The sequence below is a fragment of the Reyranella sp. genome (genome assembly GCF_965279465.1).
Taxonomy (GTDB): domain Bacteria; phylum Pseudomonadota; class Alphaproteobacteria; order Reyranellales; family Reyranellaceae; genus Reyranella.
This window is the reverse complement of sequence record NZ_OZ257242.1, coordinates 672,681-694,362: the sequence shown is the minus strand read 5'-3', so window position 1 is coordinate 694,362 and position 21,682 is coordinate 672,681. Positions and strand designations below refer to the sequence as shown.

Annotated in this window: 21 protein-coding genes and 1 tRNA gene; 9 read left to right on the top strand and 13 right to left on the bottom strand. The window is 65.9% G+C overall.

Annotation, left to right across the window (positions count from 1 at the left end):
- Nucleotides 1–7: 7 nt before the first annotated feature.
- The 9 genes from ACQY8M_RS03440 to ubiE form a co-directional block, all read right to left on the bottom strand.
- Nucleotides 8–916 carry an NAD(P)-dependent oxidoreductase gene (locus tag ACQY8M_RS03440; RefSeq protein WP_428669085.1) on the bottom strand — a complete coding sequence of 303 codons (909 nt, stop codon included), beginning with the start codon at nucleotides 914–916 and terminating at the stop codon, nucleotides 8–10.
- Nucleotides 913–1,290 (bottom strand): GNAT family N-acetyltransferase, encoded by a 378-nt coding sequence (locus ACQY8M_RS03435; RefSeq protein ID WP_428669084.1) that lies wholly within the window; start codon nucleotides 1,288–1,290, stop codon nucleotides 913–915. Before ACQY8M_RS03435 ends, ACQY8M_RS03440 begins: the two co-directional genes overlap by 4 nt.
- A 94-nt stretch (nucleotides 1,291–1,384) precedes the next feature.
- On the bottom strand, nucleotides 1,385–1,735 hold the full coding sequence (locus ACQY8M_RS03430) for a carboxymuconolactone decarboxylase family protein (protein ID WP_428675303.1): 351 nt from the start codon (nucleotides 1,733–1,735) through the stop codon (nucleotides 1,385–1,387).
- Between the two features lie 178 nt (nucleotides 1,736–1,913).
- Nucleotides 1,914–2,378: an RrF2 family transcriptional regulator gene (locus ACQY8M_RS03425; RefSeq protein WP_428669083.1), complete on the bottom strand. Its 465-nt coding sequence runs from the start codon at nucleotides 2,376–2,378 to the stop codon at nucleotides 1,914–1,916.
- Between the two features lie 19 nt (nucleotides 2,379–2,397).
- Nucleotides 2,398–2,880, bottom strand: coding sequence for a dUTP diphosphatase (dut, locus tag ACQY8M_RS03420; protein WP_428669082.1), 483 nt, complete (start codon nucleotides 2,878–2,880; stop codon nucleotides 2,398–2,400).
- Entirely contained in the window at nucleotides 2,877–4,148 is a 1,272-nt protein-coding gene (gene coaBC / locus ACQY8M_RS03415; protein WP_428669081.1) for a bifunctional phosphopantothenoylcysteine decarboxylase/phosphopantothenate--cysteine ligase CoaBC, read from the bottom strand. The genes dut and coaBC overlap by 4 nt, the downstream gene beginning before the upstream one ends.
- 13 nt (nucleotides 4,149–4,161) lie before the next feature.
- Nucleotides 4,162–4,902 carry a sulfite exporter TauE/SafE family protein gene (locus tag ACQY8M_RS03410; RefSeq protein WP_428669080.1) on the bottom strand — a complete coding sequence of 247 codons (741 nt, stop codon included), beginning with the start codon at nucleotides 4,900–4,902 and terminating at the stop codon, nucleotides 4,162–4,164.
- A 106-nt stretch (nucleotides 4,903–5,008) separates the two neighbouring features.
- Nucleotides 5,009–6,538, bottom strand: a complete 1,530-nt coding sequence (ubiB, locus tag ACQY8M_RS03405; RefSeq protein ID WP_428675302.1) for a 2-polyprenylphenol 6-hydroxylase — start codon at nucleotides 6,536–6,538, stop codon at nucleotides 5,009–5,011.
- Nucleotides 6,539–6,674: 136 nt separating this feature from the next.
- Complete coding sequence (ubiE, locus tag ACQY8M_RS03400) at nucleotides 6,675–7,439, bottom strand: bifunctional demethylmenaquinone methyltransferase/2-methoxy-6-polyprenyl-1,4-benzoquinol methylase UbiE (RefSeq protein WP_428669079.1); 765 nt, start codon at nucleotides 7,437–7,439, stop codon at nucleotides 6,675–6,677.
- Between the two features lie 24 nt (nucleotides 7,440–7,463).
- On the opposite strand from ubiE, the gene ACQY8M_RS03395 reads away from it, so the two are divergent.
- The 7 genes from ACQY8M_RS03395 to ACQY8M_RS03365 all read left to right on the top strand — a co-directional run bounded on the left by ACQY8M_RS03395 (nucleotide 7,464) and on the right by ACQY8M_RS03365 (nucleotide 15,602).
- Nucleotides 7,464–8,198 carry an SDR family oxidoreductase gene (locus ACQY8M_RS03395; RefSeq protein WP_428669077.1) on the top strand — a complete coding sequence of 245 codons (735 nt, stop codon included), beginning with the start codon at nucleotides 7,464–7,466 and terminating at the stop codon, nucleotides 8,196–8,198.
- A 249-nt stretch (nucleotides 8,199–8,447) separates the two neighbouring features.
- Nucleotides 8,448–9,386 (top strand): ABC transporter permease, encoded by a 939-nt coding sequence (locus ACQY8M_RS03390; protein WP_428669076.1) that lies wholly within the window; start codon nucleotides 8,448–8,450, stop codon nucleotides 9,384–9,386.
- Nucleotides 9,383–10,261 carry an ABC transporter permease gene (locus ACQY8M_RS03385; RefSeq protein ID WP_428669075.1) on the top strand — a complete coding sequence of 293 codons (879 nt, stop codon included), beginning with the start codon at nucleotides 9,383–9,385 and terminating at the stop codon, nucleotides 10,259–10,261. The genes ACQY8M_RS03390 and ACQY8M_RS03385 overlap by 4 nt, the downstream gene beginning before the upstream one ends.
- Nucleotides 10,258–11,820 carry an ABC transporter substrate-binding protein gene (locus ACQY8M_RS03380; RefSeq protein ID WP_428669074.1) on the top strand — a complete coding sequence of 521 codons (1,563 nt, stop codon included), beginning with the start codon at nucleotides 10,258–10,260 and terminating at the stop codon, nucleotides 11,818–11,820. Before ACQY8M_RS03385 ends, ACQY8M_RS03380 begins: the two co-directional genes overlap by 4 nt.
- A gap of 151 nt (nucleotides 11,821–11,971) precedes the next feature.
- Complete coding sequence (locus tag ACQY8M_RS03375; RefSeq protein WP_428669073.1) at nucleotides 11,972–13,543, top strand: ABC transporter substrate-binding protein; 1,572 nt, start codon at nucleotides 11,972–11,974, stop codon at nucleotides 13,541–13,543.
- Nucleotides 13,543–14,523: an ABC transporter ATP-binding protein gene (locus ACQY8M_RS03370; RefSeq protein ID WP_428669072.1), complete on the top strand. Its 981-nt coding sequence runs from the start codon at nucleotides 13,543–13,545 to the stop codon at nucleotides 14,521–14,523. The genes ACQY8M_RS03375 and ACQY8M_RS03370 overlap by 1 nt, the downstream gene beginning before the upstream one ends.
- A complete protein-coding gene (locus tag ACQY8M_RS03365) occupies nucleotides 14,520–15,602 on the top strand; it encodes an ABC transporter ATP-binding protein (RefSeq protein WP_428669071.1) in 1,083 nt (360 codons plus the stop codon). Before ACQY8M_RS03370 ends, ACQY8M_RS03365 begins: the two co-directional genes overlap by 4 nt.
- A 64-nt stretch (nucleotides 15,603–15,666) precedes the next feature.
- Here ACQY8M_RS03365 and ACQY8M_RS03360 read toward each other — a convergent pair whose 3' ends face one another.
- The 4 genes from ACQY8M_RS03360 to ACQY8M_RS03345 all read right to left on the bottom strand — a co-directional run bounded on the left by ACQY8M_RS03360 (nucleotide 15,667) and on the right by ACQY8M_RS03345 (nucleotide 18,275).
- The gene (locus ACQY8M_RS03360; RefSeq protein WP_428669070.1) at nucleotides 15,667–16,059 is read right to left on the bottom strand and encodes a VOC family protein; all 393 of its coding nucleotides are present in this window, start codon (nucleotides 16,057–16,059) and stop codon (nucleotides 15,667–15,669) included.
- Between the two features lie 293 nt (nucleotides 16,060–16,352).
- Nucleotides 16,353–16,817, bottom strand: coding sequence for a molybdopterin-dependent oxidoreductase (locus ACQY8M_RS03355; RefSeq protein WP_428669069.1), 465 nt, complete (start codon nucleotides 16,815–16,817; stop codon nucleotides 16,353–16,355).
- A gap of 141 nt (nucleotides 16,818–16,958) precedes the next feature.
- A complete protein-coding gene (locus ACQY8M_RS03350) occupies nucleotides 16,959–17,843 on the bottom strand; it encodes a DMT family transporter (protein WP_428669068.1) in 885 nt (294 codons plus the stop codon).
- A gap of 27 nt (nucleotides 17,844–17,870) precedes the next feature.
- Complete coding sequence (locus ACQY8M_RS03345; RefSeq protein ID WP_428669067.1) at nucleotides 17,871–18,275, bottom strand: DUF4864 domain-containing protein; 405 nt, start codon at nucleotides 18,273–18,275, stop codon at nucleotides 17,871–17,873.
- Nucleotides 18,276–18,693: 418 nt separating this feature from the next.
- On the opposite strand from ACQY8M_RS03345, the gene ACQY8M_RS03340 reads away from it, so the two are divergent.
- Nucleotides 18,694–18,770 (top strand) — tRNA-Arg (locus ACQY8M_RS03340).
- Between the two features lie 595 nt (nucleotides 18,771–19,365).
- Nucleotides 19,366–21,489: a TonB-dependent receptor gene (locus ACQY8M_RS03335; protein WP_428669066.1), complete on the top strand. Its 2,124-nt coding sequence runs from the start codon at nucleotides 19,366–19,368 to the stop codon at nucleotides 21,487–21,489.
- Nucleotides 21,490–21,682: the final 193 nt, after the last annotated feature.

Sequence of the window (21,682 nt, the reverse complement as noted above, 5' to 3'; positions counted from 1 at the left end):
TGGATTATCACCCTTCCTCGGCGAGCCTTTCAGCATAGCGGAAGATCTCGGTGTGGTCGGCGCCCTTGCCGAGCTTGCCGTCGGCGTCGGTCCAGTAGGCCACCGCCTGCTGCAGGTTGGGCATGTTGAGCTTGAGATGAGACGCGACCTCGCCCGCGGTGCGCAGGTCCTTGGCCATCAGCGCGGTGGTGAAGCCTGCCGCGAAGGTACGCGAGACGACGAACTGGCGGCCCTTCACCTCGGTCGCATTGCTCTTGCCGGTCGAGCTGTTGAAGACATCGACCATGGTGCCGGGATCGAGGCCGAACGCCTCGCCCACCACCAGCGCCTCGCACATCGCCACCAGCCCGGCCGCCGAGAGGTAGTTGTTCAGCGCCTTCAGCGCATGGCCCGCGCCGGCGGGACCGCACAGCGTGATGGTCTTGCCCATGGCGCCGAATACCGGCCGGACGCGTTCGAGATCGGCCGCGGCGCCACCGACCATGATGCTGAGCGAGCCGTCGACCGCGCGCCTCACGCCGCCCGATACCGGCGCGTCGAGCAGCGCGAGGCCGCGCGCGGCGAGATCGCGCGCGAGCTTCTGGGTGTCGACCGGGTTGGACGAGCTCATGTCGAGGACCACGGCGCCAGACGCCAGCCCCTCGACCGCGGCGTCGCGGCCGTCGAGCACGGCCTGCCGCACGATCTTGCCGTCGGGCAGCATGGTGATCAGCGCGTCGGCGCCCTCGGCCGCCGCCTTGGCTGTCGCCGTCGCCAGCGCCGAGGGATGCGCACCGACGAAATCCGACACCGCCTTTTGCGAGACGTCGAACACCCGAAGCCTGAAGCCCGCACCGGCGAGCCGTGAGGCCATCGGGCGGCCCATCATGCCGAGACCGATGAAGGCGATGGTGGCGGGCGGGCTGAGCGGTGTCATGGCGTTTCCTTGGGCGTTTCCTCGTGAGCGAGGTCGTATTCATAGAGCGGCAATGTGCGGCCGGGAATGGCGTCGGACGGCGCGTGCGAAACGAAGCGCGCACCCATGCGCTCGTAGAACGGCGCGGCGTTGGGATCGGCGAGGATCGGCATGGACCGCGCGCCGAGGCGGCGCGCCAGTGCGGCCGCCGCTTCGAACAGCGCCCGTCCGGCGCCACGCCCCATTGCCGGCGGATCGACGAACATCACGCCGAGCTCGCCGTCGTGCTCGACCCGCGCGACACCGACGACGCGATCGCCGTCGGTCGCGACGAGGACGCGGCCCGAGCCGATGTCCGCCTCGCTCATGGTGAGCGAGGCCTGGCTCAAGCGCATGAACGCGTCGTCGTACCCCCAGTGGGCTTTCGAGCGCACGCAGAGCGCTGTGAGGGTCTTCGCCTCACCGGCTCGCGCAGTGCGAACCCTCAGGTCAGATGCCACGGTCCTTGAAGACGCCGCTCGCGGTCTTGAAGGCGTCCAGGCTCGCCGGGATGCCGCAATAGATCGCCACCTGAATGAAGATCTCCTTGATCTCCTCCTTGGTCAGGCCGTTGTTCAGCGCGCCGTTGATGTGCAGCTTGAGCTCGGGGCCGCGGTTGAGCGCCGCCAGCATGGCGAGGTTCAGCATCGAGCGGGTCTTCTTGTTGAGGCCTGGACGCGTCCAGGCATAGCCCCAGCAATATTCGGTGGTGATGTCCTGGAACGACATCATGAAGTCGTCCGCACCCGCCATCGAGTTGTCGACATAGGCCGCGCCGAGCACGGCCTTCCGCATCTTCATGCCCTCGTCGTAGAGCTTCTTGTTGCGCGGGTTCGCTTTGGCTTTCTTTGTCGCTACCTTTTTCGCTGCGGCCTTGGCCATCTCTGCTCCTCCGTTTCAAACGGCGAAGCATAGCCCAGGAAATGCAGAGCAGTTCTCATATTCCTCTCCCGCGCCAGGGCGAAAGGAGAAAGACCAGCTAAGCGGCAGCGTGCGTCGGCTGTGCTGCTTTCATGGGCGGCCGGTCCAATCCCTTGGCACGGGCGCGCTGGCAGAGATCGTCGATCGTGATGGTGTCGAGCTGGGTCATCATGTCGTCGCGCAGCTTCTCCCACGCCGGCCACACCACCTCGTGGGCAAGCGCCGAGCCGACCGACATGTCGTTGGGCTCGGTCTCGGCCTCGAGCCGACGCACCACCCGCACCACTTCGCCCAGCGTGATCAGGCTCTTGTCGCGGCCCAGCCGGTAGCCGCCGCGAGGCCCCCGCTTGCCGCTCAGGATGCCGGCACGCACAAGATGTTGGAGGACCTGCTCGAGATAGCGCTTGGGGATGCGCTGGCGTTCGGTGATGTCACCGCTGCGCACGGGGTGCTCGCCGACATGGAAGGCCACGTCGAGCACTGCTTCGATGGCGAACATCGTCTTCTTGCTGAGCCGAGGCATTCCCTGATCCCCTGAGCCCTTAGCTCCGTTGCGACGCCTCCGCCGCTACGCCCGTCGATCCGAAGCCTCCGGCACCCCGCGCCGTTTGATCGAGTTGGGACACCTCGCGCCAGACTGCGCGGGCGTGCCGCGCCACGATCAACTGTGCAATTCGCATGCCGCGGGTGATGCGGAACGGCTCCTTATCCAGATTCACCAGAATCACGCCCACTTCGCCGCGATAGTCGGCATCGATGGTGCCGGGCGCATTGGCCACGGTGATGCCGTTCCTGGCAGCCAGCCCGGAGCGCGGGCGGACCTGGGCCTCGAAGCCCACCGGAAGGGCAATCGAGATGCCGGTCGGCACGATGCGCCGCTCCAGCGAACCGAGCAGGATGTCCTGGTCGATGGCGGCGAGCAGGTCCGCCCCGGCGGCAGCGGCCGTCGCGTAGTCGGGGAGCTGCAGATCGCGGCCGTGCGGCAGGCGAACAATCTGGATCTCGATCTTCTCGGCATCGCTCATTCCGCGGCCTCGGCAGGCCGTGGCCGGGTGAGATGCAGGGCAATCGCGCCGGCCAGCTGCATGGCGACCCGCTCCTTGCTGAGCGTCGGCCAGTTCTGCACGCCCTCCGCGCTGATCAGATGGACGGTGTTGCGATCCCCGCCGAACGTACCGGTGGCCGGCGAGACATCGTTGGCCACGATCCAGTCGCAGCCTTTGCGCGTGCGCTTGTCGATCGCGTTGGCGACCAGGTTCTCGGTCTCGGCGGCGAAGCCCACGACCAGCCTGGGCCGCTTCGGGCCGGGCTTGGACAGGGTCGCCAGGATGTCGGGATTGGGCGTCAGCTCGAGCGACGGCGGGGCCGCACCCGCCTGCTTCTTGATCTTGGCCGTGGCCGGCTTGGCCATCTTCCAGTCGGCGACGGCGGCGGCGCAGACGGCGACATCGACCGCGCCGGCGGCGAGACAGGCGGCCAGCATCTGGTCGGCCGAGTCGATCTTCACCACCGTCACGCCCGCCGGATCGGGCACCGTGACCGGGCCGCTCACCAGCGTCACCTCGGCACCAAGCTGGGCCAGCGCCGCGGCAATGGCGTGGCCCTGCTTGCCGGAGGAATGGTTGGAGATGTAGCGCACCGGATCGATCGCCTCGCGCGTCGGGCCGGACGTCACCAGCGCGCGCTTGCCGGCCAATGGCTTCTCAAGGAGGGGTTTCTCAAGGAGGGGTTTCTCGACGGGCGCCCTGTCGACCGTCAGCAGCGACTCCATGGCGGCGACGATTTCTTCCGGCTCCGACATGCGGCCGGGACCGAATTCGTTGCAGGCCATGGCGCCGTCGTTGGGACCGACGAAATGAATGCCGCGCTTCTTCAGGGTCTCGACGTTGGCCTGGGTCGCGGCATGGGTCCACATGCGTACGTTCATTGCCGGCGCCGCGAGCACCGGCTTGTCGGTCGCGAGCAGCACGGTGGACGCGAGATCGTCGGCGAGGCCCCCAGCCATGCGCGCCAGAATGTTGGCCGTGGCGGGCGCCACGACCAGCAGGTCGGCGTCGCGCGAGAGCTGGATGTGGCCCATCTCGCTCTCGTCGGTGAGCGAGAACATGTCGCCGTAGACCTTGTCCTCGGTCAATGCCTGCAGCGACAGGGGCGTGACGAACCTGGCGCCGGCCTCGGTCAGCACGCAACGCACGCGGGCATCCTGCTTGCGCAACAGCCGGATCAATTCGTGCACCTTGAAGGCCGCGATGCCGCCCGCGACGATCAGCAGAATCCGCTTGTCCTTCAGCATGGCGCCAAACTTATCACAACAGGCGGCTCGCGAAAGTGTACAGGCCGGTCAGCAGCAGCGCCCACAGCACGGCGAGCCGGAACTGCTCGATCGACAGCTTGAGCCGGACCTGCGTGCCGATCCACATGCCGGCGATCGCCGGCGCGACGGCGATGGCGGAGACGACCGCATGCGGGCCGTCGAGCAGTCCGAACCGCAGTAGCGATACCGTGAGCGTCACGGAGGTCGCGCACAGCACGACGCCGAGCGTCTGCACCAGCTCCGTCGGCTTGATGTCGAGGGCCTGGAGATAGGGCATCAGCGGGATCACCGGCACGCCGACCAGGCCGGCGACGAAACCCGAAATCACGCCAATGACCGGCGCCAGCGGCTTCTCGAGGTCGGCATGGATATGCAGGCGGACGCGGAACAGGCCAAGGACGCTGTAGACCACCAGCACGATCGCCAGCACCAGGAACGCCCACTCGGGCGCCTTGCGGCCGACGGCCCACATGGTGAGGTAGAGGGTTGCGCCGAGCGGCAAGATGAGCGGCCATTGCCGGCGCAGGATCAACCAGAACTTCCCGCCTACCGCCGCCTGCCACAGATTGGTGAAAATGGTCGGCAAGGCAATCAGGGCGATCGTGTCGGACAGCGGCAGCACGAGCGAGGTGAGCGCGATGGTGATGGTCGGCAGGCCCATGCCGACGAGCCCCTTGACCACGCCTGCGATCAGGAACACTGCCAGCGCGAGCAGGATGTGCTCGGTGGTCATGCCGCTACCGGATGGAGAGAAGGCTTGAGGAGGTCCCTCCACTCCGCTGCGCTCCGGTCGGGACGACGGTTTTTGTCTGCGGCGACATGAAGAGGTCGATCGGGGATCAATGCCACCACGCCATGATCGCCGCGATCAGGGCCAGGACGGCGACGGCTTCGGCGAAGCCGGGCCGCGGCCAGAAGCGGCCGAAGAACGGCGGCTCGGCGACGTCGCGTTCGGCCTTGCGGCGCTCGCGTTCGGCCACGAGATGCAGGCTGTCGATCAGGCGCGGCACGCGGCGCAGGCCCTGCACCAGATCCCCGGCCGCGCGCTCGAGTGTGGCGCGCGGGCCGAAATGCTCGCGCATCCAGTCCTCGATCAAGGGCCGCGCGAGCTCCCAGATATTGACGTGCGGGTTGAGCCGCGTGCCCATGCCCTCGGCCATCAGCATAGTCTTCTGCAGCAGGAGGAGCTGAGGCTGCACTGTCATCTCGAACTGCTCGGTGACCCGCAGCAGGTGCGCAAGCAGGCGGCCGATCGAGATCTCGTTGCTCGGCTTGCCGAAGATCGGCTCGCCGATCGCGCGGCAGGCCTGGGCGAACATCTCGAGCGACTGGTTGGCCGGTACGTAGCCCGCCCGGAACTGGACCTCGGCGACGGCGCGGTAGTCGCGCCGCAGGAAAGCGACCAGCAGCTCGGCGAGATGGCCACGCGTATCGGAATCGACCCGGCCCATGATGCCGAAATCGACCGGCACGATGCAGCCCTGCCGATCGACGAAGGCATTGCCGCCATGCATGTCGGCATGGAAGAAGCCATCGCGGAACACCTGGTAGAAAAACGCCTCGGCGGCCTTGCGCATCACTTCGTTGGGATCGTGGCCCGCGGCGATGATGGCGTCGCGATCGCCGATCGGCGTGCCATCGACCCGCTCCTGCGTCATCACCCGCTGCGCGGTGCGGTCCCAGTCGATCGCCGGAGCGCGATAGTCCGGATCGTCGCGGAAGTTCTCGCCCAGCTCCTCGGCCGCGGCCGCTTCCATGCGCAGGTCCATCTCGACACGCACGACATCGGCGAAGGCCTTGACCGATTCGACGGGCTTCAGCCGCCGGAAGCGCGGCTGGGTGCGCTCGACCAGCTCGGCCATCCAGTAGAAGAGATCGAGGTCGCGCGCGAAGGCAGCCTCGATGCCGGGCCGCAGCACCTTGACGGCCACGTCGCGCCCGTCGGTGGTGGTGGCGAAATGCACCTGGGCGATCGAGGCGGCAGCGATCGGCGTGTCGTCGAACCGTGCATAGACCGCCTCCACCGGCCGGCCGAGTTCACGCTCGATCGTCCGGCGCGCCAGTTCGCCCGGAAAGGCCGGCAGGTGATCCTGCAGCCGCGCGAGGTCCGCGGCGACTTCCCCGCTCAGGAGATCGGCGCGCGTCGACAGCGCCTGACCGAGCTTGATGAAGCTTGGTCCCATCTCCTGTAACGCCGCCGCCAGCCGCTCACCCGGCCGCCGCGAATCGCGGCGCACCGCAAAGAGCCGCGCCCAGGCGATCAGGGGCGGCGCGATGCCCAGAGTCTCGAGCGGGAACAGCGCATCGTGTCGCGCGAAGCTCAGCGTGACGCGCAACAGGCGCCAGCTATTGCGCACGGCGCGGAACATCACGGCTCGCTTCGTACGTGAGGTGCGCGACGCAGGCTGCACCTGCCGGGAGCGTGGCTCTCCTGAACCGCTCTTCCTGCGGTTTGTCCCATCCCATGAGCGGCTCTGGATAGCCGCGCTCCCGGCAACGCCCGCATCAGATCCGCCAGCCCGAATGCAGGGCGACCACGCCAAGAGTCATGTTGCGCCAGGCGACGCGCTCGAAGCCCACGGCCCTCATGCGCGCCGCGAGCTCGCGCTGGGGCGGAAAGCGGCGGATGCTTTCATGCAGGTAGCGGTAGGACTCGGCATCGCGCGCGATTATCCGGCCGAAGAACGGCAGCGCGCGTTCGGAGTAGGCATCGTAGACGCGGCCGACCGGCGCCGAGGTGACCTTGCTGAACTCCAGGCAATAGAAGCGGCCGCCGGGCCGAAGCACGCGATGCGCCTCGCCAAGCGCCTTGTCGATGTCGGTGACGTTGCGCAGGCCGAAGGCGATCGTATAGGCGTCGAAGGAACGGTCGGGAAACGGCAGCGCTTCCGCGTCGCCGGCCGTCCAGGTCAGGCCGCGCAGCAGCCCGCGATCGACGGCACGGTCGCGGCCGACCTCGAGCATGGCCGGGTTGATGTCGCACACGGTCACGTCGGCAGCGTCGCCAACCTTCTGCACGATGCGGAAGGCGATATCGCCCGTGCCGCCGGCCACGTCGAGGAACCTCTCTCCGGCACGCGGATTCAGCACGTCGATCAGCGCATTCTTCCAGAGCCGGTGCACGCCGCCCGACATCAGGTCGTTCATCAGGTCGTAGCGCGGCGCCACGGATTCGAACACGCGCGCGACCATTCCCGCTTTCTCGCTTGCGGGCACGTCGCGATAGCCGAAGGATGCCCGTTCGGCTGGGGTGTCGGCGGGCTCTGTCATGCGGCCCAACCTAGAGGAATCGCCATGCTGCTGAAAGACCGGGTGATGCTGATCACCAATGTCGAGAAGTTCGCCGGCCACGGCACGACCGAGGTTGCCCTGGCGCAAGGCGCGACGGTGCTGGCGCACGATCCTTCCTTTCAGGAGCCGAGCGCGCGACGCAAGTATGAAAGCCACTATCCCGGCGCCCACGCCCTCTCCGCCGCCGAGCCGGAAGCGATGGTCGAGCTGGCGCTGAAGCGCCACGGCCATATCGACGCGCTGGTCAACAACGATGCCTACCCGGCACTGCGGGCGCCACTCGGCGAGGCGCGCCTGGAGGATTTCCGGGCCGCGCTCGAGGCGATGGCGGTGCAGCCGCTGCGCCTCACCCAACTGGTTGCGCCCGCCATGCGCAAACGCAAGTCGGGCCGCATCGTGTTCGTCTCCTCGGCCGCACCGCTGCGCGGCATCGCCAACTACGCGCCCTATGTGTCGGCCCGCGCGGCAGCCAACGGCCTCGTCTCTTCGCTCGCCCGGGAACTGGGACGCGACGGCATCACCGTCAACGCCGTCGGCTCGAACTATGTCGAGAACCCCGATTACTTCCCCCCGCAGCTTCTCGCCAACACCGAGGCGATGGCCAAGATGACGGCGCAGATTCCGCTCGGCCGGCTGGGCAAGAGCGCCGAGCTCGGCGCCACGATCTGCTTTCTGTGCTCGGACGGCGCCGGCTTCATCACCGGCCACGTCCTGCCGCACGCCGGCGGCTGGGCTTGAACGTATTCATGCTTTTCCGGACCGCGAGCCTCCGGCTCGCTCATGCACATGAGCGAGCCGGAGGCTCGCGGTCCGCAAGACGATGAGGCGCAGTTGCGCGTGACGACGCCTCGGCGGCGTGCCACACTTCACTCATAACGCAAAGGTCGCGCACGTCGGACGAAGCGCGGCCGTCAGGGAGTGAAGCGTAGAGACACGTCGGCACGGCCGGCGCGCTGACCCTTGGCCGAACACGTCCGCGGGTAGCGCATGGCACGACAGATCGCCCATCGCCTGTTGATCTCGTTTCCCGCCCTGCTCGGGGTCCTCTTCCTGTGCTTCTGCTTGCTGCAGGTTGTGCCGGCCGATCCGGCGATGATCATCGCCGGTCCCGATGCCAAGGCCGAGACCATCGCGGCCATCCGCCTCGAGCTTGGGCTCGACCGGCCGATTCCCGTGCAATTCATGGAATACATCCTGCGCGTGCTGCGCGGCGATCTCGGCCGGTCGATCATCTCCAACAAGATGGTGACCGAGGAGCTCGGCATGACCATCGGGCCGACCGTCGAGCTGATGCTGGGCGGCATGCTGTTCGCAGTACCGTGCGGGCTGGCGTTGGGCACCCTGGCCGCCGTCAATCGCGGCCGCATCGCCGATCGCATCATCATGGCCTTCTCGGTCGCCGGCGTGTCGATGCCGGTGTTCTTCATCGGCCTGCTGCTGATCCAATATGTCGGCTTCAAGTGGGGCATGCTGCCTTTCACCGGCCGGACCGGGCCGGTATGGGACGGTGGGCTGCCGAGCCTGATCCTGCCGGCGGCCACGCTCGGGGCGGTGCTGATCGGCCCGATAGCCCGGCTGACGCGCACCGCGGTGCTCGAGGTGCTGGGCGCCGACTTCGTCCGTACCGCACGCGCCAAGGGCCTGCGCGAGACGGTGGTGATCGTCCATCACGCGCTGCGTAACGCGCTGATCCCGGTCGTCACGCTGATCGGCCTGCAGGCCGCGTTCCTCTTGGGCGGCGCGGTCGTCACCGAGACCATGTTCTCCTGGCCGGGCGTCGGTCGACTCGCCGTCGGTGCCATCGTGTCGAGCGATTTTCCGACCGCGCAGGGCGCGATCATGATCCTCGCGATGGCCTTCCTGCTCATCAACCTTCTGGTCGACGTGCTCTACGTCTACCTCGATCCCAGGGTGCAGCGGTCATGAGCGTCGAAGCCATCGGCTCTGCCGTCGTCGACAGCGCGCCGGTCGGACGCTCCCACGTTTTGCGCCGGCTGATGCGGGACAAGGTCGCCGCGACCGCCACCGTCGTGCTCGCCCTGATCGTGCTGGGGGCGATTTTCGCACCGCTGATCTCTCCCTACGACCCCTACTTCACCGATCTCACGATCGTCATGCAGCCGCCGAGCGCCGAGCACTGGTTCGGCACCGACAATACCGGCCGCGACATCCTGAGCCGAGTGATCTATGGCACGCGCAACACGCTGATGCTGGGCTTGGTGGGCGTGCTGATCGGCGGACTTTTCGGCGGCTTCCTTGGCATCCTCGCCGCCTTCTATCCCCGCCTCGACGGCTGGATCATGCGCCTGGTCGACGTCATGCTCGCCTTCCCCGCGATCCTGATCGGCCTTGCCGTCGCGGCGATCTTCGGCGCCGGACTCGCCGCAGTCGTGATCGCGCTGGTGGTGGCCACCGTGCCCGACGTGGCCCGCGTGGCGCGCGGCGCGGCGGTCGGCGTGATGAGCCAGGAATTCATGGAAGCGGGTCGCGCCGTCGGCGTTTCCGACACCACGCTGATCTGGCGCTACCTGACGCTCAACTGCATCTCCACCATCTTCGTGTTCCTCACGCTGCGCTTCGGCCAGATCATCCTGATCGGCTCGGCGCTTGGCTTCCTCGGCATGGGCGCGCAGCCGCCGACCGCCGAGCTCGGCATGATGGCGGCGCAAGGCCGCGACTTCCTGTTCATGGCGCCGCACATCGCGACGATCCCGAGCCTGGCGATCTTCGTCATCGTGCTGGCCGCCAACCTTCTGGGCGACGCGCTGCGCGACGTCCTCGATCCGAGGCTGCAGCAATGATCAAGGCTCTGCTGAGCGTAGCATTCGCGTTGGGTACGGTGGGGTCGGCGTCGGCGCAGACCCTCAACATGATGAAGGGCATCGACGCGCCGCACTACGACGCGCAGCGCACCACCTGGGGTCCGACCTCCGACATCGTCAACATGATCCAGGATACGCTGGTGGCGCTCGATTGGGACGGCCGCACGCCGATCCCCTATCTCGCCAAGTCGTGGACGGTCAGCCCCGACGGCAAGCTCTACACCTTCAAGCTGCGCGACGACGTGAGCTTCTGCAGCGGCAAGAAGATGACTGCCGAGGACGTGATCTTCACCTTCAAGCGACTGAAGAGCCCCGAGATCAAGGGCCCGTTCGCCTGGCGCGCCGGCAACATCAAGGATCTGCGCGCGCCCGATCCCTACACCGTCGAATACGAGCTGGCCGAGCCGTTCTCGGAACTGCTGCTGCAGCTCACGATGTTCACCAACGCGATCCTCAACAAGGACAATGTCGAAGCGCTGGGCAAGGATTATGGCGTGAAGGGTGCCGACGGCACCGGACCATGGTGTCTCGAATCCTGGCAGCCGCGCACCAACATCACCCTCAAGCGCCATGACGCCTACAAGTGGGGCCCCTCGATGTACAAGAACAAGGGGCCGGTTAAATTCGATAAGATGGTCATCAAGATCGTGCCCGAAGATTCCAGCCGGGTGGCGGCGATGATGGCCGGGCAGTTCGACACCACGCACCAGTTCCCGTCCCAGTTCATCGCCCAGGCCAAGGTCTCGCCGATGCTGACGGTCACCGAGGCCAAGCCCAACTTCCAGCTGCTCTATTTCGGCTTCAAGACGACGCGACCCATGGTGGCCGACAAGCGGGTGCGCGAGGCCATGAGCATCGCCATCGACCGCGGCGCGATCGCCAAGGCCATCCTGCTCGGCAACGCCGATCCGGCGTTCACCATCGTCGATCCGGCGGCGCTCGACCACGATCCCAAGACCGCCGGCCTCGTCAAGCAGGACGTCGAGCGGGCCAAGCAGCTGCTCGACGAGGCGGGCTGGAAGCCCGGTGCCGATGGCATCCGTGAGAAGGACGGGATGAAGCTTGCGCCAAAGGTCTATTACACGGCCAACGCCAATTCCGCGCGGGTCGCGGAGGCGATCCAGGGCTACCTGCGCAAGATCGGCGTGCATTGGAACCTGCAACCCTGGGACTCGACCATCGCATCGGTGAAGATGGCCGAGCAGGACTACGAGATCTGGTCGGTCACCGTGCCCTACCTCTCGGCCGGCGACCTGATGAACATCTACTTCGACTCGGCCAACATCCCGACGCCCAACCGCATGAACTGGAAGGACGCTGAGACCGACCTCTGGCTGAAACAGGGCCGCGCTGCGCTGACCCCCGAGGACCGGGCGAAGTTCTACGCGATGGTGCAGCAGAAGGTGATGACCGAGCATCTGTGGATGCCCGTGCTCAACATCAACATGCACGAGGTCACCAACAAGAAGCTGAAGGGCATGCGCCCGCACATGATCTACCAGAACACCTTCTACAAGGGCCTGGACGCGAGTTTCTGAAGACGGAGCGTGAAGAGAAATCAAAATTGTCATCCTGAGCGTAGCGAAGGATCTAGGGCCGGCAACACCGCCTTCGGTCGGAGCCCTAGATCCTTCGCTGCGCTCAGGATGACAAAAAAGACGGATGACAAATATAGGCGAGGAAACAGCGATGCGTAACCGTTGGACCAATCTCGTTGCGTTGCTTGGCGTTGCCGCACTATCGCAGGCGGCGGAGGCGCAGACCCTGCGCATGATGAAGTCGCTCGATGCGCCGCACTACGATGGGGCGCGCACGACCTGGTCGCCGACCTCCGACATCGTCAACATGTTCCAGGACACGCTGGTGGCGATGGATTGGGATGGCAAGACCCCGGTCCCCTATCTCGCCAAGTCGTGGACCGTCACCCCCGACGGAAAGCTCTACACCTTCAAGCTGCGCGACGACGTGTCGTTCTGCAGCGGCAAGAAGTTCACCGCCGACGACGTGGTCTACAGCTTCAAGCGGCTGACGAGCGCCGAGCTCAAGGCGCCGCTCGCCTGGCGCGCGGGCAACCTGAAGGACATCCGCGCCGTCGATCCCTATACCGTCGAGTACGAGCTGAACGAGCCGTTCTCGGACTTGCTGCTCAACCTCACCATGTTCACGACGGCAATCCACAACAAGGAGAGCGTCGAGGCGCTGGGCAAGGACTACGGGGTCAAGGCGATCGACGGCACCGGCCCGTGGTGCTTCGACTCGTGGCAGCCGCGCACCGAGATCGTGCTGAAGCGCCACGCCGCCTACAAGTGGGGGCCGTCGCTCTACAAGAACAAGGGCCCCGTGAATTTCGAGCGGCTCTCGATCAAGATCGTGCCCGAGGATTCGAGCCGGGTCGCGGCCATGATGGGCGGGCAGTTCGACGTCACGCACCAGATCCCGCTGCAGTTCATCCAGCAGGTCAAGGCCTCGCCCACCCTCAACGTCCAGGAGGCGGTGCCGAATTTTCAGCTGATGTACTACGGCTACAAGACGACCCGGCCGATGGTCGCCGACAAGCGCGTGCGCGAGGCGATGAACATCGCCATCAACCGTGCCGAGATCGTCAAGGGCATCATGCTTGGCCAGGCCCATCCGGCCTACACCTTCGTCGACCCCAAGGCGCTCGATTTCGCCGAGGCGACCAACGGGATCATCAAGGAGGACGTCGAGCGGGCGAAAAAGCTGCTCGACGAGGCCGGTTGGAAGGTCGGCAGTGACGGCATCCGCGAGAAGGACGGCGTGAAGTTGGCGCCGCGCGTGCTGTTCACCCAGGTCGCCTACTTTCCGCGCGTGTCCGAGGCGATCCAGGGCTACATGCGCAAGATCGGCGTCGACTGGAAGATCATCGGCTTCGACAGCACGATCGCCCCGGCGGAAATGGGCAAGCAGGACTTCGACCTGTGGACCGTCACCTTCCCCTACATGTCGGCGGGTGACCTCCTGAACTTCTACTTCGATTCGAAGAACATGCCGGCACCCAACCGCATGAACTGGAACGACCCGCAGACCGACGATCTGCTGCGCAAGGGCAAGGCGGCGCTGACCGAGGCGGACCGCGCCAAGTTCTATGCGCTCGCCCAGCAGAGGGTCACCGAGGAGCATCTCTGGATGCCGGTGATGAACGTCGCCATGTACGTCACCAGCTCGAAGAAGCTGAAGGGCGTGCGGCCGCACATGCTCTACCAGAATACCTTCTACAAGGGCCTGGACTACTCCTTCTGATGGAGCCGCTTCTCGAAGTCCGCGGCCTGCGGACCCACTTCCGCACCGACCGCGGCCTGTTCCGCGCGGTCGACGGCATCGACTTCACCGTCGGCCGCGGCCAGACGGTCGGTCTGGTCGGCGAATCGGGCTGCGGCAAGAGCGTGACCTCGCTCTCGATCATGGGCCTGGTCGCAAGCCCGCCCGGCACGGTCGAGGGCGACTCGATCCGGTTCGAGGGCCGCGACCTGCTCGGCCTCTCGCCCGACGAGCGACGCAGGCTGCGCGGCGGCAAGATGTCGATGATCTTCCAGGAGCCGATGACGTCGCTCAACCCGGTCCATACGATCGGCCGGCAGATCGTCGAGGGCATCCTGGCCCACACCCAGCTGTCGCCGCAGAAGGCCAAGGAGCGCGCGATCGAGATGCTCGAGCTGGTGCACATCCCCTCGGCGGCGGCGCGGTTCGACGACTATCCGCACCGCCTGTCGGGCGGCATGCGCCAGCGGGTGATGATCGCCATGGCGCTCTCCTGCGAGCCCGCGCTGCTGATCGCCGACGAGCCCACGACGGCGCTGGACGTCACCATCCAGGCGCAGATCCTCGAGCTGCTGACCGACCTGCGCAAACGTCTCGGCATGGCGATGCTGATCATCACCCACGATCTCGGCGTCATCGCCGAGGTCGCCGACGAGGTGGTGGTGATGTACGCGGGCAAGATCGTCGAGAGCGCGCCGGTCGCCGCGCTGTTCGCCGATCCGCAGCATCCCTACACGATCGGGCTGCTGGGCTCGATCCCACGTCTCGATGTCGATCGCGAGCGGCTTTCGACCATCGAGGGCACGGTGCCCGGCGCCGACCGCCAACCCAGAGGCTGCCGCTTCTCGCCGCGCTGCCCGTTCTCCGACAAGCGCTGCGCCGCCGAGCCGCCGCCGCTGCGCGACATCGGACCCGGCCACAGGGTGGCTTGCTGGAAGGCTCCGGTGGAGATGGCGGCATGAGCGCGACACCCGCTGTCCCCGTCCTTCAGGTCGATGGCCTGGTGAAGCATTTCCCGATCACGCGCGGCGTGGTCCGGCGCAAGCTGGTCGGGCTGGTGCGCGCGGTCGAGGATGTGAGCTTCGAGATCGCGCGCGGCGAGACGCTGGCGCTCGTGGGCGAATCGGGCTGCGGCAAGTCGACCACCGGCCGCCTCATCCTGCGCCTGATGGACCCGACGGCAGGCTCGGTGCGTTTCAAGGGCGAGGAAATCGCCGGCCTCGACAAGCAGACCTTGCGGCGCATGCGCCGCCACATGCAGATCATCTTCCAGGACCCCTACGCCTCGCTCAATCCCCGCATGACGGTGGGCGAGATCCTGGCCGAGCCGCTCAACGTGCACGAGATCGGCGATACCGCCTCGCGCACCGCGCGCGTGCGCGAGCTGCTCCAGGTCGTCGGCCTGCTGCCCGAGCACGCCAGCCGCTACCCGCACCAGTTCTCCGGCGGCCAGCGCCAGCGCATCGGCATCGCCCGTGCACTGGCGGTCAATCCCGACCTGATCGTGTGCGACGAGCCGGTCTCCGCCCTCGACGTCTCGATCCAGGCCCAGATCGTCAACCTGCTGCAGGACCTGCAGCGCCGCTTCGGCCTCAGCTACCTGTTCATCGCCCACGATCTGGCCGTGGTGAAGCACATCAGCGACCGGGTCGCGGTGATGTATCTCGGCAAGCTGGTCGAGATCGCCGACAAGAAAACGCTCTACGCCCGGCCGCTGCACCCCTACACGCAGGCGCTGCTGTCGGCGATCCCGCGGCCCGACCCGACCACCCACATCGACCGCATCATGCTGTCGGGCGACGTGCCGAGCCCCTTCAATCCACCGTCCGGTTGCCGCTTCCACACCCGCTGCCAGCACGCCGTGGCACGCTGCAAGACCGAGGAGCCCCAGCTGCGCGACGCCGGTGCGGGCCATCGTGTCGCCTGCCACCTGTTCGAGGACCTGCCCAGGCCGAAAATCGCCGCCGAAGCCACTCGCGTCGACGGCAAGTTCACCGAGCGCCTGGCGGCGTTCGAGAGGGCCAAGGCGGCAAGAGGCTGAATCGCTCAAAGGGGCTCGGGCTACAATGCCCCGATGGATCGCGCGGCAGGCGGGACAACGGTAGTCAATACTCCGCGTAGATCTCGATGATGTTGTCCTCGGGATCGCGAAAGAAGAGCGTGCGGTGGCGCCAGTCGGGCAGGTCGGTCGGGCCACGCAAGATCGGCACGCCCCTGGCGAGCAGCTCCGCGTGGCAGGCGTCGACCGCGGGCAGCGAGACGCGAAAGGCGAGCTGGACGGCGGACGATCCGGGCACCGTCTTCCCGTCGTCGCAGACGCTCCAGGCGCCGCGCGGCCGCAAGGTCAGGAGCACAGCGCCGACGCGGAAGCTGACCCAATTCTCGCGATCGGTCTCGACCGGGAACTTCATGACGTCGCGATAGAACGCACGCGTTTCCGGCATTTTGCCGCACAGGAGAACTGTGTAATCGAGATTGCAGATTCCGCCCAGGCTCATGGCGATCATCCTCTGCGGTCTCGCCCAGAGAGACAACATGCAGGAGGCAACGATGCGACGGTTCCTCGGAGTGGCGGCACTGGGGCCCTCGTCTCGGGCTCGGGCGTGGCCTGCCGGCAAGGACGTCGACGCGGTCAAGGCGTGAGCACGCTGATCTGCGGCGTGGCGGCCGGCGGCATCGCGGGCGTCATGATGGTCGACAGCCAAGGCAGTCGACAGGCCTGGCCGTGCTGGCCGCGCGCGTGGCGTAGAGGTGCGCCTTGGGCGATGAAGCTACTCGGCCTCTCGGACATTCACGGCAACATTGACGCCGTCCGCACGCTCCGCGCGCGCAACGCCTTCGATGCTGTCGTGGTGGCCGGCGGCATTGGCAGCGACGCGGCGGCTGGAGCTTCGCGGGCATCAGCGGGCTGCCCACGAGCTGGGGCCCGAACCCGATCGCGGGCGCGTTGCGAGAGGACGTGGATCGACACTTGCAGCCGGCGCCGTCGAATGACGCCGAACGTCTGAACGCACGACGCAGGGCGGGTCGGGATGCCCATCGCGCCGTTGCCCGACGGGCCGCCCGCCACGCGCGGGTTGGAGAAGCCGCGCGAGTTGCCCGAGCACTGGTTCGCCGCGACCAGCTCGAAAGATGGCATGCGGTTCAGCTCGGCGAGCTTGAGCTTCAGCGGCTTGTTCACCTTGCCCTTGACCTCGACCGTCCAGGTGTCGGGATCGATGTCGCCGAACGGGATGTTGGCGAGGTGATAACGCACGAAGCTCGCCATTCTCGAACGGCAGGGTGACGGTTTCAGCCAGCGCTCCGAGCGGGCCGAGGCCGGCGTCAATGCGCCCGAGGTCGCGATGAGCCTGCGCCTTGGAATCGCGATTGTCGCTCGTTGATTGCTATTCCAATTCTATCCAGCGCTCCGCTGCGGCACCAGTGCGAGCCACAGCGAGATCACGGTCGAGCCGATCGCGATCGCCTGCAGCCAGGATAAGGGTTCGTGAAGCGCGATCACGCCGCTGATCACGGCGAGGATCGGGATCGCGATCGAAGACAGTGCCGCGACCTGGGTCGGCAGGAGCTTGACCAGCGTGAACCACGTCGCCGTGCCGAGCGCCATCGGGATCGCGCCGGTATAGACGGTGGCGAGGATCGCCGCGGTCGAGGGCATCTCCTTCGGCCAGCCGTCGAGCACGACCATGCCAAGCGCGATCGGCGGCCACGAGGCGACGATCTGCCAGAAGGTAAGCGACAGGCCCATGCCCGGCCAGCTCGTGCGCTTCATGACGAAGGTGCCGATCGCCCAGCAGAAGCCGGCGCAGAGGCCCCAGAACAGGCCCTGCGGGGCATTCGCGTAGCTGGCGAAGTTGGGCACCATCAGTGCCGCCACCGCTGCCGCGCCGATCAGGATGGCGAGCAGCAGCCGGCCGGTCAGCGGTTGACGGAAGACGACGAAGCCGATCAGCGCCACCCACAGCGGCATGGTGTAGGACAGCACCGAGGCGTGGCCCGACGGGAGGTAAAGCACGGCAAGCGAGGTCGCGATGTTCCATATGGTGATGTTCAACATCGACGCGGCAATGAGATGCGGCCAGCGTCCCTTGGCGACGGCGAAGGACGCGCCGCGCAGGCGCATCACGAGCCAGAGCGTCAGGATCGCGGCGCTCAGCACGAAGGTGCGAAAGGTCGCGACCGGCATCTCGCGTAGCGCGATGGCGAACAGCGGCCAGTTGGTGCCCCAGACGAGCGTGAGCGTTGCCAGCAACGCCAGCACCCTGGGCGAGACCTTGTTCACAGCGCTTGGTTCACGGCAATTGGCGCTTCAGGCCTGGTGCTCGTCCGGGGCCTCGAGGTAGCAGCCGTTGATGCGCCAGCTGCCGTCGGGCAGCTGCGTCATCGGATAGAACGCGGTGACCGGCCGTCCGTCAGGGCCGATCACATGCACCTTCTGCGTCGGCTGGCCGTCGAGCTCGACGATCTCGCGGAACTCGAACGCGCGCGGGCGGTACACCGGCTGGTAGCCTTGGCGCACCATGTCCATGAAGATGTCGGCGCTGCCGAACATGCCCCGGATCATCGGCGAGGCGAAGCCGAAGGCGGCATCGCCGTCATCGCGGCGGAAGGCCTCGACCTGCTTGCCGATGATGTCCCGGATTGCCGCGCGGTCGTTGTCGGACAGGGCGGCTACCTGCGCAGTCGCAGTGCCGGCGACGGTCAGAGCCAGCACGACGGCCGCGAACGTGCGGAGCAGGCTCAGCGTGGCACGGCGCTCGGCCGAACCTGGACGCCCTATCCTGGCAATCCGCCCGGATCGCACCGGACGAGAACGACTGCCGCCGACCCGGAAACGGACCATGAGAGCCTTACCGCCATACATGGCCTCGAAACTGCCTCGGCGACATCTGCTAGGCGCCATCGGTATGTGCTTCCTTGTGCCGACGACACCGCGACACCGGCCTCCACAAGGCCAATGAGTCGTCATGCCACGGGAAACAAACCTGAAGCAAAATCGGCGATTTGTGAAGGAAAAGAGCGACTTGGCAGGGATATGCGATGAATCGTCGGGCTCTCTTGCAAGGTGGGCACAGTTTCATTATGGTCCGCCCCTCTTCGCCGGAGACCTGACATCCAGGGCCTCCGGCTGTGCGCCCGTAGCTCAACTGGATAGAGCATCTGACTACGAATCAGAAGGCTAGGAGTTCGAATCTCTTCGGGCGCGCCATTCTCTCAAGCTCGTCTATTTCAAGTGGCCAGCGGTCTAGTGATCTCGGTTTCTGTTCCACGGCGGAGCAGAATGGGGATGCTTGTCGTACGTCCGAGTCTTAGGGCTTGGTGCTCTATGGCTGCATCGAGTTTTTGACAATGCCCGGTCAAGTGCTTTGGATCGGAAGGATAGGGTGCTTCCAATCCAGGGGGAAGTCATCGTATCGGATCTTGAAGACGGCGATGAGCTGGATGATCACCTTGTAAGCAGCAGCGGCTTGCCCCGCAGTTCTGGATGATGAACGAGAGCCTGCGTGCTCGATGCAGTCCCAGGTGCATCCCTCGTTGGCGGCGATATCGTAGACCGTAGGGGACGGCCGCGCCGTTGGCCGCAATCCTGAAGTCGCCAATCAACTCTCTTCTTTGAATCGACTGAGATCGCAGGCTGCCGTCCCGCCGGAAGCGGCCACCGCCTCCCTCGGAGTGCCACTGAGTTCTCGCTCGCGGCGACCCGCAAATGGTTCGGCCAAGCCGCTCTTCAACAAGCTTCCGCCACAATCATTGACGGCGAAAACGTTACGATATAACGTTATCTCCAAGTTGGAGGTTGGGGAATGCGGTGGCTTCGTCATGCATCGGTACTGTGCGCGGGTGTGGTTCCGCTCCCTGCCTTGGCGCAAACGCCGCCGGCTCAAGCACCTGGGACGCAGCTTCCGAGCATCACAGTCACCGCGACACAGCTGGATGACGCCCGTAGCTCGATCCAACCCAGCCTCGGGGCCTCTCGCTATGAATTCACGCCGGCCGTCATCGCGACCGTGCCGCTCGGCGATCAATCGGCGATCAATCAGGTGTTGCTGCGCGCACCGGGCGTTGTGCAGGACAGCTTCGGGCAGGTCCATGTGCGCGGCGACCACGGCAACCTGCAGTACCGCTTGGACGGCGTTCAGCTGCCGGAAGGCCTCTCGCTGTTCACCAATGCTCTCACCACCCAGTATGCCCGCAACATGTCCCTGATCACGGGCGCCCTGCCGGCACAGTACGGTTTCCGGACGGCCGGCATCGTCGACATCGAACTCAAGTCCGGTACCAGCAATCCAGGAGCCGAAGCCACGATGACAGGGGGCAGCCGCAATTTCCTGCAGCCCTCATTCACATATGGCGGCCGGTCCGGCGCAATCGACTACTTTGCGACCGGCCAGTTCCTGCACAATGGCGTCGGGATCGAAAACCCGACGGCATCGGACATGCCGATCCATGATGACACCGACCAGTGGCATGCGCTGGGCAAGGTCACCGGCATCATCGACGAGCAGACGCGCGTCAGCCTCATCGTCGGCGGATCCAATGCGCGCTTCCAAATTCCCAACAATCCCGGCCAGTTTCCGAGCTTCGCGGTGGCGGGCGCGACCGACCTGAACAGCTCTCTGCTCAATGCACGGCAGTGGGAGAGCACGTACTTCGGCATGGTCTCGCTGCAGAAGCACACTCAGTCGGTCGACTGGCAGCTCTCCGGCTTCACCCGCTATTCCGAGCTGAGCTACAATCCCGATCCCTTTGGCGACCTGATGTACAACGGGGTCGCTCCGTGGGCCAAGCGTACCAATCTCGCCATAGGCGTGCAGGGCGACGGCAGCTGGAAGGCTGCCCCTAACCACACGGTGCGCGGCGGCTTCCTCGTGCAGCGCGAGCACTCCACCGACCGCAACAATGCACAGGTCCTGCCGGTCGACGCCGACGGCGAGCCGACCAGCGACAATCCTATTGGCATCGTTACCGGGGCCGACAACGTTGGTTGGATGTTCGGCGTCTATGTCCAGGATGAGTGGCGCATTTTGCCGTCGCTCACCCTGAACTTCGGCCTGCGCTTCGACCAATTCAGCGGCATCGTCTCCGAGAATCAGCTCAGTCCGCGCGTGAATGTGGTGTGGCAGCCCAACGACTACTTCACCGCCCATGCAGGCTACTCGCGCTACTTCACGCCAGCGCCGCTGTCACAGGTCAACAATGGCGCGATTGCAGCGTCGCTTGGAACTACGGCAGCATCCCCATTGCTTCAAAACGATCCGGTTCGGGCCGAACGCCAGAACTACTTCGATGTGGGTTTCGAGGTACGTCCGCTGGATGGGCTGAAAATCGGCGTCGATGCCTATTACAAGCAGATCACCAACGTCCTGGACGAAGGCCAGTTCGGCGCGCCGATCATCCTCACCTCCTTCAACTACGCGCAATCCGAAGTGAAGGGCATCGAGCTGACGGCGAGCTACGACCAAGGCCCTTGGTCGCTGTACGGCAATCTCGCCTGGTCGATGGCGCAGGGCTACCAGATCAACTCGGCCCAGTTCAACTTCGATCCGGAAGAGCTCGCCTTCACCCAGAACAATTGGATCTATCTGGACCATAACCAGAGCTGGACGGCTTCGGCCGGTGCGGCCTACACGTTCAACTACGGCTCCGATTGGGCGACACGGATCTCGGCCGACATGCTCTACGGCACCGGTCTTCGCAAGACGGTGGTCACTCCCAATGACCAGGCCAACAGCACTTACTCCGTCGTCAATCTGTCGCTGGCGCAGAAAATCCCGATCCCGGGAACGCGCGGGACACAGGTTCGCTTCGACGCTGTAAACATATTCGACACGTCCTATCAGCTGCGCGACGGCTCGGGCGTGGGAGTGGGTGCCCCGCAGTACGGCTTGCGCCGCACCTTCTACGTCGGCTTGACGCAAAAATTCTGACTTGAGCCAGTGCTGACTGGCGGCTCGGTCTGCTTCGAATGGATAAATCGACTGGCGTCTCTGAGCTGATGCCGGTGGCGGCGATCGTGGACAGACCGCTCAAGCCAATTTCGTCCGGACGGTTGTGGACCTGCTGGTTGAGCAAGCCGCGTTCGCGGATGTGATCGTGATCAACAAGGCGGACCTCGTCTCC

Coding starts and splice junctions, on each gene's coding strand:
- ACQY8M_RS03440 (WP_428669085.1), bottom strand. CDS start 916: ATGACACCGCTCAGCCCGCCCGCCACCATCGCCTTCATCGGTCTCGGC.
- ACQY8M_RS03435 (WP_428669084.1), bottom strand. CDS start 1,290: ATGCGCTTGAGCCAGGCCTCGCTCACCATGAGCGAGGCGGACATCGGC.
- ACQY8M_RS03430 (WP_428675303.1), bottom strand. CDS start 1,735: ATGAAGATGCGGAAGGCCGTGCTCGGCGCGGCCTATGTCGACAACTCG.
- ACQY8M_RS03425 (WP_428669083.1), bottom strand. CDS start 2,378: ATGCCTCGGCTCAGCAAGAAGACGATGTTCGCCATCGAAGCAGTGCTC.
- dut (WP_428669082.1), bottom strand. CDS start 2,880: ATGAGCGATGCCGAGAAGATCGAGATCCAGATTGTTCGCCTGCCGCAC.
- coaBC (WP_428669081.1), bottom strand. CDS start 4,148: ATGCTGAAGGACAAGCGGATTCTGCTGATCGTCGCGGGCGGCATCGCG.
- ACQY8M_RS03410 (WP_428669080.1), bottom strand. CDS start 4,902: ATGACCACCGAGCACATCCTGCTCGCGCTGGCAGTGTTCCTGATCGCA.
- ubiB (WP_428675302.1), bottom strand. CDS start 6,538: ATGTTCCGCGCCGTGCGCAATAGCTGGCGCCTGTTGCGCGTCACGCTG.
- ubiE (WP_428669079.1), bottom strand. CDS start 7,439: ATGACAGAGCCCGCCGACACCCCAGCCGAACGGGCATCCTTCGGCTAT.
- ACQY8M_RS03395 (WP_428669077.1), top strand. CDS start 7,464: ATGCTGCTGAAAGACCGGGTGATGCTGATCACCAATGTCGAGAAGTTC.
- ACQY8M_RS03390 (WP_428669076.1), top strand. CDS start 8,448: ATGGCACGACAGATCGCCCATCGCCTGTTGATCTCGTTTCCCGCCCTG.
- ACQY8M_RS03385 (WP_428669075.1), top strand. CDS start 9,383: ATGAGCGTCGAAGCCATCGGCTCTGCCGTCGTCGACAGCGCGCCGGTC.
- ACQY8M_RS03380 (WP_428669074.1), top strand. CDS start 10,258: ATGATCAAGGCTCTGCTGAGCGTAGCATTCGCGTTGGGTACGGTGGGG.
- ACQY8M_RS03375 (WP_428669073.1), top strand. CDS start 11,972: ATGCGTAACCGTTGGACCAATCTCGTTGCGTTGCTTGGCGTTGCCGCA.
- ACQY8M_RS03370 (WP_428669072.1), top strand. CDS start 13,543: ATGGAGCCGCTTCTCGAAGTCCGCGGCCTGCGGACCCACTTCCGCACC.
- ACQY8M_RS03365 (WP_428669071.1), top strand. CDS start 14,520: ATGAGCGCGACACCCGCTGTCCCCGTCCTTCAGGTCGATGGCCTGGTG.
- ACQY8M_RS03360 (WP_428669070.1), bottom strand. CDS start 16,059: ATGAGCCTGGGCGGAATCTGCAATCTCGATTACACAGTTCTCCTGTGC.
- ACQY8M_RS03335 (WP_428669066.1), top strand. CDS start 19,366: ATGCGGTGGCTTCGTCATGCATCGGTACTGTGCGCGGGTGTGGTTCCG.